Source organism: Enterococcus sp. DIV0008 (assembly GCF_050542615.1).
GTDB classification, from domain to species: Bacteria; Bacillota; Bacilli; order Lactobacillales; family Enterococcaceae; genus Enterococcus_D; species Enterococcus_D innesii.
On sequence record NZ_CP172937.1, the window covers coordinates 1,145,241 to 1,161,037 of the forward strand.

At 38.0% G+C, this 15,797-nt stretch carries 18 protein-coding genes; 16 read left to right on the forward strand and 2 right to left on the reverse strand.

The genetic code is table 11. The annotated features are described in order from the left end of the window. Positions 1–38: 38 nt before the first annotated feature. The 10 genes from IGI84_RS05450 to IGI84_RS05495 all read left to right on the forward strand — a co-directional run bounded on the left by IGI84_RS05450 (position 39) and on the right by IGI84_RS05495 (position 9,535). On the forward strand, positions 39–1,571 hold the full coding sequence (locus tag IGI84_RS05450) for a hypothetical protein (protein ID WP_430600875.1): 1,533 nt from the start codon (positions 39–41) through the stop codon (positions 1,569–1,571). A 20-nt stretch (positions 1,572–1,591) separates the two neighbouring features. Next, positions 1,592–2,848: an N-acetylmuramoyl-L-alanine amidase gene (locus IGI84_RS05455; RefSeq protein ID WP_430600876.1), complete on the forward strand. Its 1,257-nt coding sequence runs from the start codon at positions 1,592–1,594 to the stop codon at positions 2,846–2,848. 101 nt (positions 2,849–2,949) lie between these two features. After that, entirely contained in the window at positions 2,950–4,293 is a 1,344-nt protein-coding gene (mltG, locus tag IGI84_RS05460) for an endolytic transglycosylase MltG (protein WP_086292795.1), read from the forward strand. 115 nt (positions 4,294–4,408) lie between these two features. Continuing rightward, positions 4,409–4,888, forward strand: a complete 480-nt coding sequence (gene greA, locus IGI84_RS05465) for a transcription elongation factor GreA (RefSeq protein WP_005229556.1) — start codon at positions 4,409–4,411, stop codon at positions 4,886–4,888. 152 nt (positions 4,889–5,040) lie between these two features. Continuing rightward, a complete protein-coding gene (liaF, locus tag IGI84_RS05470) occupies positions 5,041–5,772 on the forward strand; it encodes a cell wall-active antibiotics response protein LiaF (protein ID WP_010749367.1) in 732 nt (243 codons plus the stop codon). Then, positions 5,769–6,836, forward strand: coding sequence for a sensor histidine kinase (locus tag IGI84_RS05475; RefSeq protein WP_077452577.1), 1,068 nt, complete (start codon positions 5,769–5,771; stop codon positions 6,834–6,836). The genes liaF and IGI84_RS05475 overlap by 4 nt, the downstream gene beginning before the upstream one ends. A gap of 3 nt (positions 6,837–6,839) precedes the next feature. Continuing rightward, positions 6,840–7,469 carry a response regulator transcription factor gene (locus IGI84_RS05480; RefSeq protein WP_077452576.1) on the forward strand — a complete coding sequence of 210 codons (630 nt, stop codon included), beginning with the start codon at positions 6,840–6,842 and terminating at the stop codon, positions 7,467–7,469. Between the two features lie 86 nt (positions 7,470–7,555). Next, positions 7,556–8,221, forward strand: a complete 666-nt coding sequence (locus IGI84_RS05485; RefSeq protein ID WP_005229566.1) for a potassium channel family protein — start codon at positions 7,556–7,558, stop codon at positions 8,219–8,221. A gap of 11 nt (positions 8,222–8,232) precedes the next feature. Further along, the gene (locus IGI84_RS05490; protein ID WP_081119174.1) at positions 8,233–8,532 is read left to right on the forward strand and encodes a HesB/YadR/YfhF family protein; all 300 of its coding nucleotides are present in this window, start codon (positions 8,233–8,235) and stop codon (positions 8,530–8,532) included. Positions 8,533–8,590: 58 nt separating this feature from the next. Continuing rightward, positions 8,591–9,535 (forward strand): glycosyltransferase family 2 protein, encoded by a 945-nt coding sequence (locus IGI84_RS05495; protein ID WP_200125217.1) that lies wholly within the window; start codon positions 8,591–8,593, stop codon positions 9,533–9,535. A gap of 64 nt (positions 9,536–9,599) precedes the next feature. On the opposite strand, the gene IGI84_RS05500 is transcribed toward IGI84_RS05495, so the two are convergent. Then, on the reverse strand, positions 9,600–10,595 hold the full coding sequence (locus tag IGI84_RS05500; protein WP_200125215.1) for a phosphoglycerate dehydrogenase: 996 nt from the start codon (positions 10,593–10,595) through the stop codon (positions 9,600–9,602). A 26-nt stretch (positions 10,596–10,621) separates the two neighbouring features. Continuing rightward, positions 10,622–11,431, reverse strand: a complete 810-nt coding sequence (locus IGI84_RS05505) for a DUF1189 domain-containing protein (protein WP_430600878.1) — start codon at positions 11,429–11,431, stop codon at positions 10,622–10,624. A gap of 132 nt (positions 11,432–11,563) precedes the next feature. Here IGI84_RS05505 and IGI84_RS05510 point away from each other — a divergent pair, with 132 nt between their 5' ends. From IGI84_RS05510 to IGI84_RS05535, 6 genes are all read left to right on the forward strand, one after another. Then, entirely contained in the window at positions 11,564–12,007 is a 444-nt protein-coding gene (locus IGI84_RS05510) for a GtrA family protein (RefSeq protein ID WP_034878673.1), read from the forward strand. Between the two features lie 76 nt (positions 12,008–12,083). After that, positions 12,084–12,689, forward strand: a complete 606-nt coding sequence (locus tag IGI84_RS05515) for a superoxide dismutase (protein ID WP_140965429.1) — start codon at positions 12,084–12,086, stop codon at positions 12,687–12,689. 144 nt (positions 12,690–12,833) lie between these two features. After that, complete coding sequence (locus IGI84_RS05520; RefSeq protein ID WP_005229578.1) at positions 12,834–13,034, forward strand: cold-shock protein; 201 nt, start codon at positions 12,834–12,836, stop codon at positions 13,032–13,034. 283 nt (positions 13,035–13,317) lie between these two features. Then, entirely contained in the window at positions 13,318–13,743 is a 426-nt protein-coding gene (tagD, locus tag IGI84_RS05525; protein ID WP_005236890.1) for a glycerol-3-phosphate cytidylyltransferase, read from the forward strand. An 18-nt stretch (positions 13,744–13,761) separates the two neighbouring features. Next, entirely contained in the window at positions 13,762–14,811 is a 1,050-nt protein-coding gene (locus IGI84_RS05530; RefSeq protein WP_194195331.1) for an ABC transporter ATP-binding protein, read from the forward strand. A 42-nt stretch (positions 14,812–14,853) separates the two neighbouring features. After that, positions 14,854–15,663: an ABC transporter permease gene (locus IGI84_RS05535; protein ID WP_005236888.1), complete on the forward strand. Its 810-nt coding sequence runs from the start codon at positions 14,854–14,856 to the stop codon at positions 15,661–15,663. The last annotated feature ends 134 nt before the right edge of the window (positions 15,664–15,797 follow it).

The following is a 15,797-nucleotide window of genomic DNA, read 5'->3' on the forward strand; positions in this document are numbered from 1 at the left end:
TAGAAAGTTATAATAGGTTTTAGGAAAAGGAGAAAAAAATGGGGTTGAAAAAAAAAGTAGCATATTTGTTTAGTGTTCTTATATTAAGTTTAAATGTCGCTGTGCCAACTTTAACAACTGTAGCTGAAACCATAAATATAGATGAGGCAACGACCGGTAGTATTTCTTCTGAAAATGGAATTTCTTCAGATACTACTGAAAGAACAACTGAGAATCCTTCGTATGAAGGCAGTCAATCTAATACAAGCTCAGAATCATCTTCGATGACGAATGAAACAAATCCAACTGTCGATAGTAGTATAGTTGAAGAATCTACCGAAGAATCAATAGTGGATGAAAAAAAAGTTTCATTGGATGAAACAATTTTTCCTGACGAAAATTTTCGAAACTATTTAATAGAAAATTTTGATAGTGATCATGATGGTTTCTTTGATGAAGATCCATCTAAAATAACCGAATTAAATTTATCAAATTTAGAAATTTCATCATTAAGCGGCATTGAAACCTTCAAAAATTTAGTTACTCTTGATGTTAGCAAGAATTTTATAGCGGAGATTGATCTAAGCCCATTCGTTCAACTAGAACAATTAGATATTTCTGACAACAAAATTGTATCATTTGATTTATCAAAAAATATCAATCTCACAAAATTTTATGGAGGAACGCAAACCACTTCAATAAGTGCTGACCAAAAAAACGATCTGTATATTGTTGATTTAGAAGATATATTTTCTGATGAACTACCAGAGTATGAGTTGAATGACACTGAATGGCGTTTGCAAGAAGGTTCAACCAAAGAACTTGTTGCTACGGAATTAAGTCCGTTAAGCCTTACAGTGGCAGTTAAAAATTTTAACTCAAACCTAGATGTTCAGACGTATCACTTCACATTGAAAATAGCTGTTGAATCCAAACAAATGACGACTAGGAGCAAAGAGAACAATGAAACGCCTAGTATTTCTTATCAAAGTTATTTGGAGAATGATTCTTGGCAAAGTGTAAAATCTGATGGAGAAATTAGTGGTACAACAGGACAATCAAAAAAGATCACAGGTTTCAAAATTTTAAAAACGGGATTAAAAGATCCTGATAGTATCAGTTATCGAGGTCACTTTCAATCAACAGGGTGGGGGAACTGGAGTAGTACCTCAGAAGTCATTGGTGATATTAGTTCCACGCGACAAATGGAGTCTATTCAAATCAATAGTACAAGTCAGGATATTTATTATAGAGTTCATGTCCGAGATCTTGGCTGGCTAGGTTGGGCAAAAAATGGTGAGACTGCTGGTACCACAGGCATGGGTTTGCGGATTGAAGCAATTCAAGTTACTTTTGAAGAACCAGATGATCTATCTACTCCTAGCCTAATGGAATCTGGAACAATCAATAGCTCATATACAAGTTTTGTGGGAAATAGTTGGCAAACTGCAGTAAACAATGGTACAACATCAGGTACAGTTGGTGAAAAACAACCTGTCCAAAAATTTTCAATGGTAACAATCAATGATAAAATATCTGGAAGTGTGCGCTACAGCGGGCTTTCTCAAAATGGATCTTGTCATCTTATGTAAATGCCGGACAAGAAATTGGTATGATTGATACGCCATTGGAAGCTATAAAACTTGAACTGACTGGCGACTTAGCCAAATATGCAAATATTTATTATAGAGTACACGTTTCAGGTCTAGGATGGTTAAGTTGGACTAAAAATGGTGCTGAAGCAGGTACAACAGGATTTAATCTAGCAATTGAAGCGATTCAAATCATTGTGAAGCCAAGAAGATTATCTGAGCCAAATCAGGCAGGACAAGCATTTGTTTCTAGTAATACGTTAGGAAAAACTACCATTGACCTCTCATCTCACTCTCAAAGAGTTGGATGGGTAAATACAACAGGAAGCAAAGTCACTGGAGGAACAACAGGAAGAGGCTTGCGCTTAGAAGCTATACAGATCAAATTGGAAAACAGTGAATTTGATGGTGGTATTTCTTACCGGTCACATGTCCAAGGCATTGGCTGGCAAGCTTATCAATCGAATGGGGCGCTATCTGGGACTACTGGACAAGGTAAGAGACTGGAAGCACTTCAGGTAAAACTGACAGGAAAAGCAGCGAGACTCTATGATATTTATTACCGTGTTCACTCACAAACATATGGTTGGCTTGATTGGGCAGTCAATGACCAGAAAGCTGGAACTATTTCTTTGGGTAAACGTGCTGAAGCATTAGAAATCCAACTGGTTCCTAAAGGTCAAAAAGCACCTGGCTCAACGGAAAAACCTTTTGTTGAAAAAAGTGAGTACCTTTTTGTAATGGGGCATGGGGTTTGGGATCCAGGGGCAGTCGGCAGCGGAACTAACGAACGTGATTTCACACGTAATGAACTGTTACCGTATTTAAGAAAATATGCTGCGAAATTAAAAACGAGTAAAATCAATTTTTATGATACATCAAAGGACATGTATCAGGACACCCAGATCATGGGTGGCGCATATTTAGTTAGTTCAAAAATTTTGTCTGTTACCGAAATCCATTTAGATGCTGGTGGAACCTTATCAACAGGTGGACATGTTATTGTTCATAAAGATCTTGTTCCTTCATTATCGAGTATAGCTATGGCTGAGACTATTCGTCAGCATGTAGGTTGGCACTCTGCTTATGCAAATAATCGAGGATTGAGCTTGCGTAATGACCTATTGAATTTAAGAGTCTTTAAAGATAGAGGAATTGACTATCGACTAACGGAACTTGGATTTATCTCAAATCCTAACGATGTGGCAAAAATCAGGAGAAATATTGATACAATAGCGAAACAATTGATTCAAGACGCAACAGGTGAAAAACTATAATTTTAAAAGAAGCGTTTGAGTAATTTATTAATCATTTCATTCCTCCTAACTTTCGTGTATAATGGTACAAGCCAGTATTACGAAAGTTAGGAGGAGTTGTTTTGAGTAAACAACATCCAGAGGATAAATCCTTTAAAGACGAAGTATTAGGAGCTTTAAAGCAACCTCAATCAGATCAAACCCAGGAAGACCAAGGTTTGAACGAGCGTCCTATTCAACAGCCTCAAGAAGAGGTGGGTTCGCGAACTGCAAGTGGAAAGACCAAAAATAAAAAAGCAAAGCAAACTGCTGCAAGTCGTAGGGCAGCAGCGGAAGAATTACCCATAGCTGAAGGTGGAGAAACGCAATTGCGCAAGCAGCAACGCAAAAAAGAAGACCGAATTGTCAATCGGATCGTTTTGATCGTAGTTCTTGCTTTGCTCGTTATCGGTGGAGTTTTAGGATTTTCAATGTATCGTTATGTATCATCCGGGCTACAGCCTTTGAATCCTGATGACACGGAAACTGTCGCTGTTGAGATCCCTAGTGGATCGTCCAACAAAGCAATTGGAGAAATATTGGAAGAAGACAATATCATTAAGAGTGGTATGATCTTTAACTATTATACGAAATTCAATAATTTAACTGGATTTCAAGCGGGAAATTATCAGTTTGCGCCAAGTATGACATTGGATCAAATAGCGAAGATGCTACAAAATGGCGAAGGATCGGTCACCTCTGACGCCAAAGTCACCATTCCTGAAGGATTTGATGTAGATCAAATCGGTGATGCTCTAGCGGAAGCAACGAATATCTCGAAAGATGATTTCTTAGCTTTGATGGAAAGTGACGAGTTCTTTGAAAAAATGAAAGCAACTTATCCTGATCTTTTAGCAAGTGCCGGCGATGCACAAGGTGTACGTTACCGACTCGAAGGATACTTGTTCCCAGCGACGTATGACTACTATACAGGGAATACCCTAGAAGAAGTCGTTACTCAAATGGTGGATAAATCAAATGCGGTCATGTCGAAATATTTCGATCAAATCGCTCAAAAAGAAATGACCGTCCAAGAAGTTCTTACTTTAGCATCGCTTGTTGAAAAAGAAGGTAGTAAGTTAGAAGATCGTAAAAATATCGCACAGGTATTCTTCAATCGCTTAGCAATTGATATGCCGCTGCAATCGGATATTTCGATTCTATACGCGTTAGGTGAGCATAAAGAGCTAGTTACTTATGAGGACACTCAAGTTGACTCTCCTTATAATCTCTATGTGCATACTGGCTACGGACCTGGGCCATTCAACAATCCAAGTGAAGCAGCGATCCAAGCGGTCTTAGATCCAACACCGAACAACTACTATTATTTCGTTGCTGATATTCATACTCAAGAAGTTTACTTTGCAGAAACCTATGAACAGCATATGCAATTAGTGGAACAATACGTAAACAATACCTCAAATTAAATTTTCACAGGTTTATAGTTTACATTTAAAAAAAAGCATGGTAATCTTTTGTGGACTCATCGCAAAAGATTACCTTTTGCGATTTATTAGAAGTTACTAAAAGGAGAAAAGAACTATGGTAGAAAAAGTTTACCCAATGACACTTGAAGGAAAAGAAAAGCTAGAACAAGAATTAGAAGAATTGAAAACGGTAAAACGCGGTGAAATCATTGAACGTATCAAGGTAGCCCGCAGTTTTGGCGATTTATCCGAAAACTCAGAGTATGAGTCTGCCAAAGATGAACAAGCGTTTGTCGAAGGCCGAATCACTACTTTAGAAAATATGATTCGATTTGCAGAAATCATTGATAATGAGGGTGTCGACTCTGATGAAGTTTCCATCGGAAAAACAGTGATTTTTGTGGAGTTGCCTGATGGTGACGAAGAAGAGTACATGATCGTCGGTAGTGCTGAAGCAGATCCCTTTTCTGGTAAAATTTCCAATGATTCACCAATCGCTCGTGCTTTGATCGGGAAAAAAGTCAACGATGAAGTGACGATCTCAACGCCAGGCGGAGATATGCAAGTAAGAATCACAGAAGTAAAGAAAAGCTAATTGCTTGATCACTCGATCAATCTAGTTGACCCTGTTGTTCATTCTCCTTTAGGGAAATTGATCATACAGGGTCTTTTTTCGGACCAGCGACGGATGGACAAACCCTTTTTTTCAGGTATGATAGAGTAGAATTACTAGGAGGAGGAGCTTGAATGAAAAGTCCTTGGCGTTTTTTCTTTATTGTTGAAGCGCTCTTACTGCTTTTTGCGGTATGGCAAATTTTATCTAATCCGCCATTATTATTTTTATTAATACTTGGTGTGACGTGCTTGGTTCTGGTGAACCGAAGTGAGCGCAAGAGCAATTTTAAAAATTTCTTGATGGTCTCAAGTTCCATTGCTATTTTGATCAGTTTGTTAAATAGTCCAGCATTGTGGCTGATGCTGATTTTTGCGATTTTATTTATTGGATTAAAAGGAGTCGAGATTACCGGAATCGATTTGACTAAAAATTCCTTCTGGCGCAAAAAACAAATGATCATCGTTGAAACCGAAGAACCAAAAGCTGATCATCCACTGAAACAAAAACAGCAGTGGTTAGGCAATGAACGAATCGGCAGTCAAGTTTATGAATGGGATGACATCAATTTAGATATTTTGACGGGAGACACTTTCATTGATCTAGGCAACACTTTATTGCCTAAGAAAGAAAACGTCGTGATCGTACGAAAAGGCTTTGGCAGAACTCGTATTTTAGTGCCTGCTGGCATAGCAATCAAATTAGAGCACAGTACTTTTATTGGCTCCGTTATCTTTGAAGGTGAAGAAACGAGCTTGAAAAATGAAAAAGTGACAATCTACAGCCCCGATTATGGCGAAAATAGTCGGCGTTTGAAAATTTTAACGAATACCCTTGTTGGTGATGTTGAGGTGATTCGGGTATGATCGGGAAATTTTCAAGAGGCATGATCGCGTTTTATGCAGGCTTAGCAAGTTTTTTTACCATGATTTTGATGCTGTTTTCCTATTTGTATGCCAGTGGGAAAAATAATTGGCTGATAGAAGTCTTTCAAATCAAGCTCTTCTTTATCCCAATCGTCTTTCACTTACTTGTAATATCTGCATTGATTGCTTTAGCTGTCTTTTTACTGATTTCTTTTTTTCGCAACCGTCAATACGGTCCGGTGGAAGAAAAGTTAAGACTGTTAGCCAGCGGCTATATCGATAGCCCTTTATTGGAAACAAAAATCCCCCATGCGTCTGAAAACCATTTGATTGCGAATGTGGATCGTGATATTGCCAGTATCCAATCGAAGATGAAACAGATGTCGATGGAATTACAGCAATTGAATGCGAAACCGCAGTTTGTTGATGGTCAGACGAAAGAAGAGATTTTAGAAGCAGAAAGGCAGCGTCTGGCTCGTGAATTGCACGACTCTGTTTCTCAACAGCTGTTTGCCGCCATGATGATGATGTCTGCACTAAATGAGCAAGCGATTCGAACAGATGCTCCAGAAAGCCAAAAGAAACAGTTAGCGATGGTCACAGACATTATCAATGCTTCGCAATCTGAAATGCGGGCGCTCTTGCTTCATCTACGACCTGTAACTTTGGAAGGGAAGAGTCTAAAGCAAGGAATCGAGCAATTGTTAAAGGAATTAGAGACTAAAATCAAAATTCTATTGACTTGGGATATTGAAGACTTTACGATGCCTAGTTCGATTGAAGATCAACTCTTTCGTGTGATCCAAGAACTCTTGTCTAATACACTGCGTCACGCGAAAGCTGATGAGTTAGAAGTATACTTGCATCGCATCGATAATAACGTGTTATTGCGGGTGATCGATGACGGAGTTGGCTTTGATCCCCAAGATCAAAAGGCCGGCAGCTATGGCTTAATGAATATCCGAGAACGGGTGAGTGCCGTTGGTGGTACGTTGAAAATTATTAGTTTTAAAAAGCAAGGAACCAGCATTGAAATCAAAGTTCCATTGTTGAAGGAGGCATAACGGATGATAAACGTGTTGTTAGTTGATGACCATGAAATGGTTCGTCTGGGGGTATCTTCTTACTTATCGATTCAAGACGATATAGAAGTGATTGGGGAAGCGGAAAATGGCCGAGTAGGGTATGAAAAGGCCTTGGAGCTGCGACCAGACGTGATTTTGATGGACTTAGTGATGGATGAAATGGATGGGATCGAATCTACGAAATTGATTTTAAAGGATTGGCCGGATGCAAAAATCATTATTGTCACTAGTTTTATTGATGATGAAAAAGTCTATCCAGCTATTGAAGCGGGTGCGGCCGGTTATCTGTTAAAGACGTCTACTGCTCATGAGATTGCGGAAGCCATTCGTGCCACCCAGCGAGGAGAGCGGGTCTTAGAACCCGAAGTCACCACGAAAATGATGGATCGTTTGACGAATCGGACACCAATCCTACATGAAGATTTGACCAATCGGGAACAAGAAGTGTTACTGTTGATCGCCGAAGGAAAGAGTAACCAAGAGATTGCGGATTCGCTCTTTATTACCTTGAAAACTGTTAAGACACATGTATCGAATATCTTATCAAAATTGGAAGTTGAAGATCGTACACAAGCGACAATATATGCTTTTAAACACGGTTTGATAAAATAAATTCTCGATAATTATGCCTCCTCATGGTCAGTTGAGGAGGTTTTTGTTATACTAAATTATGATCTGGTAAAAAAGGAGCGTTTGTGGTGAAGCAAAATTATGCAATAATCGGTCTGGGCCGTTTTGGTGGCAGTATTTGTCGCACGTTGATTGAATCTGGACAAGAAGTACTGGCGATCGATAGTAACGAAGATCGGGTGAATGAGTACATGAATATCGCCACCCATGCGGTGGTTGGTAACGCACAGGATGAGATGACGTTACGCTCATTGGGTATCCGAAACTTTGACCATGTCATTGTTGCGATCGGTGAGGATATTCAAGCTAGTATTTTGGTGACCTTGATGGTTAAAGAAATGGGTGTTCCTAATATCTTAGCCAAAGCCCAAAACGAATACCATGCCCGTGTACTGGAAAAACTCGGCGCAGACCGTGTCGTCCATCCTGAACGTGATATGGGGATTCGCATCGCCCATAATCTAGTTTCCAAAAATATCTTAGATTATATTGAACTATCTGATGAATTTTCTCTAGCAGAAATTCGTGTGTCCAATCCACGCTTTTTCAATAAATCCCTGATTGAGCTGAATTTTCGACAAAAGTATGGTCTGACAGTTGTTGCGATTCGTCGGGGACCAGGACAAGTGATCGTTTCGCCAGATGCAGAGGCGATCGTGCGTGAAAATGACAATTTACTCGTGATCGGCAATACAGATGATGTAGATATACTTGATGAACATATGAATGATTAGGAGTGAAGAAAATGAACTTAACAATAAGTCCTGAAGCAATGCAATGGTTCAAAAAAGAATTGGTGGTAGACCAAGGAAGCGGGATTCGTTTTTTTGGAAAAATTTATGGCAAAACACAAGTGCATGACGGATTTTCCGTGGGGATGTCAGTCGATAAACCAGAACGTCCGATCGTTGAACGAACAATTGACGGCTTGCTTTTTTTTATTGATGAAGCGGATGAGTGGTTTTTCAAAGGCTATGATCTGACAGTTGATTATGATCAAAGGTTAGATGAACCCAAGTATGATTTTAGTGAAGATAAAAAATAATATGAGTTTGGTCAAATGATGACCGATGTAACTCGATTGGCTCTAGGAGATGAAACCGATGTTATCAATTGTTGTACCTTGTTTTAATGAAGAGGCGAGCTTGCCGATATTCTTTGAGGAAACAGAAAAAGTGAAGAGACAATTAAATATGCCCTTTGAATATATTTTTGTCAATGATGGCTCTTCAGATCAAACACTACCTGTTTTAAGAGAGTTATATCGTGCCCACCCCGAAAGTGTTCGCTATTTATCTTTTTCGAGAAACTTTGGCAAAGAAGCTGCACTTTATGCAGGCTTACAAGCGGCGAAAGGCGATTTTGTCACTGTGATGGACGCAGATCTACAAGACCCGCCGACATTACTGCCAGAAATGTTTGCGATGCTGGAAGCAAAACCAGAGCTTGATTGTGTGGGGACTAGACGGGCGGATCGCAAAGGAGAACCGAAGATCCGTAGTTTTTTCTCAGATGCTTTTTATAATATTATCAACAAAATTGCCGATACCGAAATGGTAAATGGTGCCCGAGATTTTCGCTTGATGCGCCGTAATATGGTAGATGCCGTTTTACAGCTGTCAGAATACAATCGCTTTTCCAAAGGGATCTTCAGTTGGGTCGGCTTTGATACAGAATACATCGCCTATGAGAACCGGGAACGAGTCGCTGGTGAGACTTCGTGGTCATTTTGGAAACTATTTCAATATTCGATCGACGGGATTGTCAACTTTTCGGATACCCCTCTGAACATTGCTTCGTTTATTGGGGCGCTTTCTTGCTTGGGCTCTCTGATTGCTTTGGTATTTATTGTGATCAGAACCTTTATCTTTGGTGATCCAACAACTGGTTGGCCATCGATGGTTAGCATTTTCTTATTTGTGGGCGGCTTGCAATTGCTTTGTTTGGGAATCATCGGGAAATATATTGGGAAAATTTTTTTAGAAACCAAAAATAGACCCTTATATTTCTTGAAAGAAACTGAAAAAGACCAAGAAAAACAACGATAAATTAAAAGTGTACAATCTGAAGGTTTCGCCTCCAACTGTACACTTTTTTTGCGGAAAGAATATGTTAGTAGCCTTTATCCAAGTTTATCTCATTTTTTACAAGTTCTTGTTTTGCCAAAAATTGTTGGAAGTTCGCTAAGAAAATAGCCATAAATGCCTTTTGAAAATGGGGCGTGTGCCCTGAGATATGAGGGGTTATCAAAAGGTTTTCGATGTGCCATAACGGATCATTTTCGGGCAATGGCTCTTCTTCAAAAACATCCAGTGCGGCAAATGCTATCTGCTTTTTTTCTAGGGCTTTTGCTAATGCAGTGGTATCCACACTTGGCCCGCGGCCGACATTATAAAAGGAAGCACTAGGTTTCATTTGGGCAAAAAAAGCTGCATCATACAAGTGAGTGGTTTCTTCCGTCAGAGGAAGGATGTTGATGACGCAATCGGCGGTTTTTGCGCAAGCGTGTAAGTCAGATAACGCAAACGTTTTTTCAAAACCTGTCACGTCATGCCCGCTAGTATTGATACCAATGGGACTTACACCAAAAAAGGTCAATGCTTGAGCTAACTTTTGGCCAATTTGTCCCGTACCAACGATCAAAATCTCTTGGTCTGACAATTTTGTATAGGGGATTGTATTTGGTGACCATTGCTGTTTTCTTTGTTGTTGGATTGCTTGGAAAATCCCGCGGTTTTCCATAAATAGTAGAGCCAATAGATGGTCTGTAATCGATTCAGCATGGATGCCGCTACCATTAGATAAGCGAATGCCATATTTCGCAAACTCTTTTAAGGGTAAGGTGTCTACGCCTGCTGAAATTGCTTGGACCCATTTCAAATTTGTTTTCTCCGTTAGTAGGTAGTCCTTCCATTCGGGCTTCCAACCTATGGTAATTTCTACTTGTGACCAATCAATTGCTTGGTCCTTTCTGTACACAAGAAATTGATAGTCTTTTTCGATTTGTTTCACGTATGTGTCGCGAAACTCTCGAGTGGCTAAGATTATTTTTTTCATTGCCAAGCCTCCTTTTAACTTAAGTGTAGCAAAGAATGAGAAAAAAACCATGTTCAAGGAATTGAACATGGCCTAGATTAGGTTTTAAACTGAATTTTTGGAGAATGTTTGACCCCTTGTGTGAATAAGAATAAAGAACCAAACAAAATAAAGGTGGTTGCATCGAAGGAAGGCAATAGTAGTTGTACGATTACACTAATAAGCGTAGGCAATGCAGCACTTATGATCAGAATCTTTAAATTTTCAAAGAAAGTATAGGAGAATCGTTTTAATCTTGTATAGATCGTTGCAATAAAGGTCCCCATCACTAAGGTGATCAGCAAGCTGACAAATGATGGATACAATGCAACAAAAAAGACAATGAGTTTGATTAGCCAGGGGATCGCTTGGTTGGATAGCGCTTCTCGAATCGCCTGACCGTTAAGATTGCGCAGCGCAGGCTCACTGTAATCAAATTCTAATTGATTAGAATCTAACATTGACGTCGATAAGCCAGAAGAGGGGATACGGATGACCAGCTGATCTTTTAACAAGGCAACAGCGATGACAGAGCCAGTGACATCAGATGCAATATCTGCTGGCGTACGGTTGCCATCTGGATCGAAAGTAAAGATGATCGAATCGGTTTGATAAATGAAACCTTGCGTACCCGGCGCTGTAGCAAGCTTGCCATTTTCGATCGTAAAATCTGGGATCGATTCTCCAATTTTTTGTCCGTCTGCTTGCACATCGCGAAAGACACCTAATACATTGATGGTCATCGGTACCGCGATAAGCACGGAGGCGCTTAATAGAAAAACGATTACTTTGGAAAATTCTGCTTTTTTGACAAATTTTAAATCAGGTATTCGGAAAAAAGCAATTTTAAATAGTTGGACGATAGTCATTTGCTGATGAACTCCTTTGTGGTATAACTAGAGTAATTGTAACGAAGGGTTCTTTGAATTACAAGGAATTCACAAAAAAAGAACCAATAATCGAATGAATGAATAAATAAAGAAATGAAAGTAGGCAAAAGAATGCAAAAGTACAACGAATACAAGCAGTTCTTGCAGCAAAAAAAGTTGTGGGAGCCGATTACGTATTTATTTTTTGGTGGATTAACGACTGTAGTCAACATTGTCGTCTACCTCGTTTTTCGTGAAGGATTTGGTTTTTATTACCAGACAGCGAATGTGATTTCCTGGATTGCTTCTGTTTTGTTCGCCTACTTTACAAATAAGTTATGGGTCTTTGAAGCAAAAACCGAGACAAAGCAAGAGTCATGGGCGGCATTTGGGAAGTTCATTTTCTTTCGCGTCTTATCATTAGGCTTAGATATGCTTTGTATGTATCTATTTATTTCAATTTTGGCAACCGGCGATCTAGTTGCCAAGCTGGTCACCCAAGTTGTTGTTGTTTTGGCAAACTATGTGTTTAGTAAATTTTTGATTTTCAATACGAAAAAAAGTGAGAAAAAGTAAGCATATTTTTTGAACAAAGTCTGATAGTCTGATAATGTTACTTATGTAAACATTATCATTGAGGAGGAATTTTTTTATGACTTACACATTACCAGATTTACCTTACGCATACGATGCATTAGAACCATACATTGATGAAGAAACGATGCATTTGCATCATGATAAACACCATAACACTTATGTAACAAACTTAAACGCAGCGATTGAAAAACATCCTGAATTAGGTGAAAAAACAGTTGAAGAATTATTAGCTGACTTTTCTTCTGTACCAGAAGATATTCAAACAGCAGTTCGTAACAATGGTGGCGGCCATGCCAACCACACGTTCTTCTGGGAAATCTTAGGCCCAAATGCTGGTGGCGAACCTACTGGAGCCATCAAAGAGGCAATTGAAGAAACTTTTGGCAGCTTTGAAGACTTTAAAGAAGAATTTAAAACTGCTGCAACCGGACGTTTTGGTTCAGGTTGGGCATGGTTAGTCGTGAAAGATGGTAAACTAGCGGTTACTTCAACAGCGAATCAAGATTCACCATTGATGGATGGTCAAACACCTGTTTTAGGTTTAGATGTTTGGGAACATGCGTATTACTTGAAATACAAAAATGTTCGTCCAGATTACATCAATGCTTTCTGGAGTGTTGTTAACTGGGACAAAGTAAACGAATATTTCGCAAAAGCTTAAACAATTTACTAGAAAGAAGCCTGCTAAAAGGCTTCTTTTTTTGTGGATAGAAAGAATCGTTTTGATATTGCTAACGCTTACATAATCCGCTATAATAAAGGCGACGGAATCGTCGGATTATAATTATTGGAGGCTTTACACACTATGGAACATGGGAAAGTAAAATGGTTCAACAACGAAAAAGGGTTTGGTTTTATTACAGTTGACGGTGGCGATGATGTATTTGTTCACTTTTCTGCCATTCAAGGAGACGGTTTTAAATCACTTGAAGAAGGTCAAGAAGTTGAATTTACGATCGTTGAAGGTGCTCGCGGACCGCAAGCAGCGGAAGTGACGAAAGTCTAAAATCAAGTAGACTGTAGACAAAGCAGATTATTCATCTCAAAGGAGCATGAATATCTGCTTTTTTGATACACTTATATTAGTTTCTATTTCTTGCTAGACTCAGAGATGAGGAGGTACCATCATATAGGTTGCTGCTTTTTATATGAAAAATAGGAAATTAAAGCAAATATTTAGGGTTAATAATCTTTCAAATTTGTTAATTCTTTCCTAAGAATCTTTTTTTTCTGGGTTTTATGATATAATCTATTAGTGATTTTTATTTTGAAATAAGAAGGGACTAAAAATGAAACGAGTTATTACCTATGGAACATTTGATTTGCTTCATTATGGTCATATTAATCTATTGAGAACTGCTAAGCAAAAAGGTGATTACTTGATTGTGGGATTATCAACCGATGAGTTCAATTTATTACAAAAAGGTAAGACTAGTTATTTTAGCTATGAAAAAAGGAAACAGCTTTTAGAAGCAATAAGATATGTCGATCTTGTTATTCCAGAAGAAAATTGGGAGCAAAAAATAACGGACATGAAGAAATATAACGTCGATATTTTTGTAATAGGGGACGACTGGTCAGGTAAATTTGATTATCTAACTACTGAATCAGGAGTTGAGGTAGTTTATCTTCCAAGAACGCCAGAAGTTTCAACAACCCAAATAAAGGCTGACCTGACAATGTTCAATCAAAACAATGTAAGCAAAGATTTTTAGAATGGATGAGAAGATAAGATGGATAAACAAGTTAAAGTTCGTAGTACTTTAGTAACAAAAGAATACGATCTTCTGAAGAAAAAATCAGATAAAGTAAAATCTCTATTTAAATTTTATAAAAAAAATATGAGTACATTCTGGGCATTAAAAGGCGTAAGTTTTGAAGTAAATGCTGGTGAATCAGTAGGAATCATTGGTATTAATGGATCAGGGAAATCAACACTTTCGAACTTGATTAGTGGAATTATTCCTCCTACATCAGGAACGATGGAGGTTAACGGAGAAACTTCGATCATTGCAATCGGTGCTGGATTGAAAATCCAACTGACCGGACTAGAAAATATTCGTTTAAAAGGCCTGATGTCAGGAATGACGAATAAAGAGATTGATGACAAATTAGATGACATCGTTGCTTTTGCTGATTTAGGAGATTTTATTAATCAACCTGTAAAAAGCTATTCCAGTGGTATGAAATCTCGTTTGGGCTTTGCTATTGCTGTCCACAACAATCCGGACATATTAGTAATTGATGAAGCTTTATCTGTAGGAGATGAAACTTTTTACCAAAAATGTGTGGATAAGATTATGGAATTTAAAGAAAATGGGAAAACTATTTTCTTCGTTTCTCATTCACTGGGACAGGTAGAAAAACTTTGTGATAAAACGATTTGGATGCATTACGGTGATTTAAAAATGTTTGGACCCACTAATGAAGTGATGAAAGAATATCGTGAGTTTATTGATTGGTTTAAAAAATTACCCAAAAAAGAACAGAAAAAATATCAGGATGAATATAAAGAAAAACAAAAACAATTTAGTATTGAAAAATTAGTTGAAAAAGCCAAAAATGATCCACAAACTTTAAATCAGAATTTAGATGCTACCGAACTGGAAAAAAATACGAAACGAACTTTATTTGGAGAAAAAATGACTATTTTTACTAAACTCGTTTTATCTTTAACAATTTTGAGTATTCTTTTTTTCAGTATCGTTACATTTAGTGGAAGATCTTTGGGTTATGCGCTTAAGAATCCTATAGAAGTTATTACGAAAGTTATCGTACGGTAATCATCGATACTTACTTATATTATGTAGAAGAGGAAGAGCCTTGTGAAAGAAATAATTGCAGTTTTAAAGGAACAAATTCAGCATAGTGGTATGATTTTTCGAATGTCTCGCTATGAAGATAAAGCCACTTACCAAAGTCATTATTTAGGGCTAGCTTGGCAAATTTTGAATCCGGCCATTCAAATCGGAATCTATTATCTAGTATTTGGATTGGGCGTAAATAATAATCGTCAGGTAGACGGATTTCCATTTATTATATGGATGTTAGTTGGTATCACAGCATGGTTTTATATAAGTTCATCTGTTTTAGGAGCATCAAACAGCATTCACAGACAAGTTGGAATGGTTGCTAAAATGAAATTTCCCGTAAGTATTTTACCAACAATCAATATTGTTAGTAATCTGTCATCATATATTCCGATGGTAGCAATTGTTGTGGGATCATTATTATTTACTGGAAATACACCTACCATTTATTGGATTCAGTATTTTTATTATTTTTTCTGTATGGTTAGTTTTTTGTTTGCATACGGGGTGTTGAATGCAACAATCACAGTGTTGGTTCGGGATTATCATATCTTCTTACAATCGGTCCTACGTTTGCTTTTCTATGTGTCTGGACCAATATGGGATATAAATAATCGCAATATGCCGGTATGGTTAGTTAAAATTTTAAGACTCAATCCTTTTTATTATATTATTGAGGGCTTTCGAGACTCGTTGCTTTCCCGTGCATGGGTTTGGGAAAAAACAACTTATACACTTATCTTCTGGTGTCTAACTTTGATGCTTCTTATTCTAGGAAGTCATTTGCATATGAAGTTCCGCGCTCGTTTTGTGGATTATATTTAAAAAAGACTATTTGCGGTGCACTCTCTAGCTTAGAGGGTGCACTTTATTTTTGTTTATTTCAAAGAAGTTACGGAAGCATTAAATAGGAAGTTGATGCATGATAGCGATTGCTGAAAGATGCGTTTTGTGGGAAA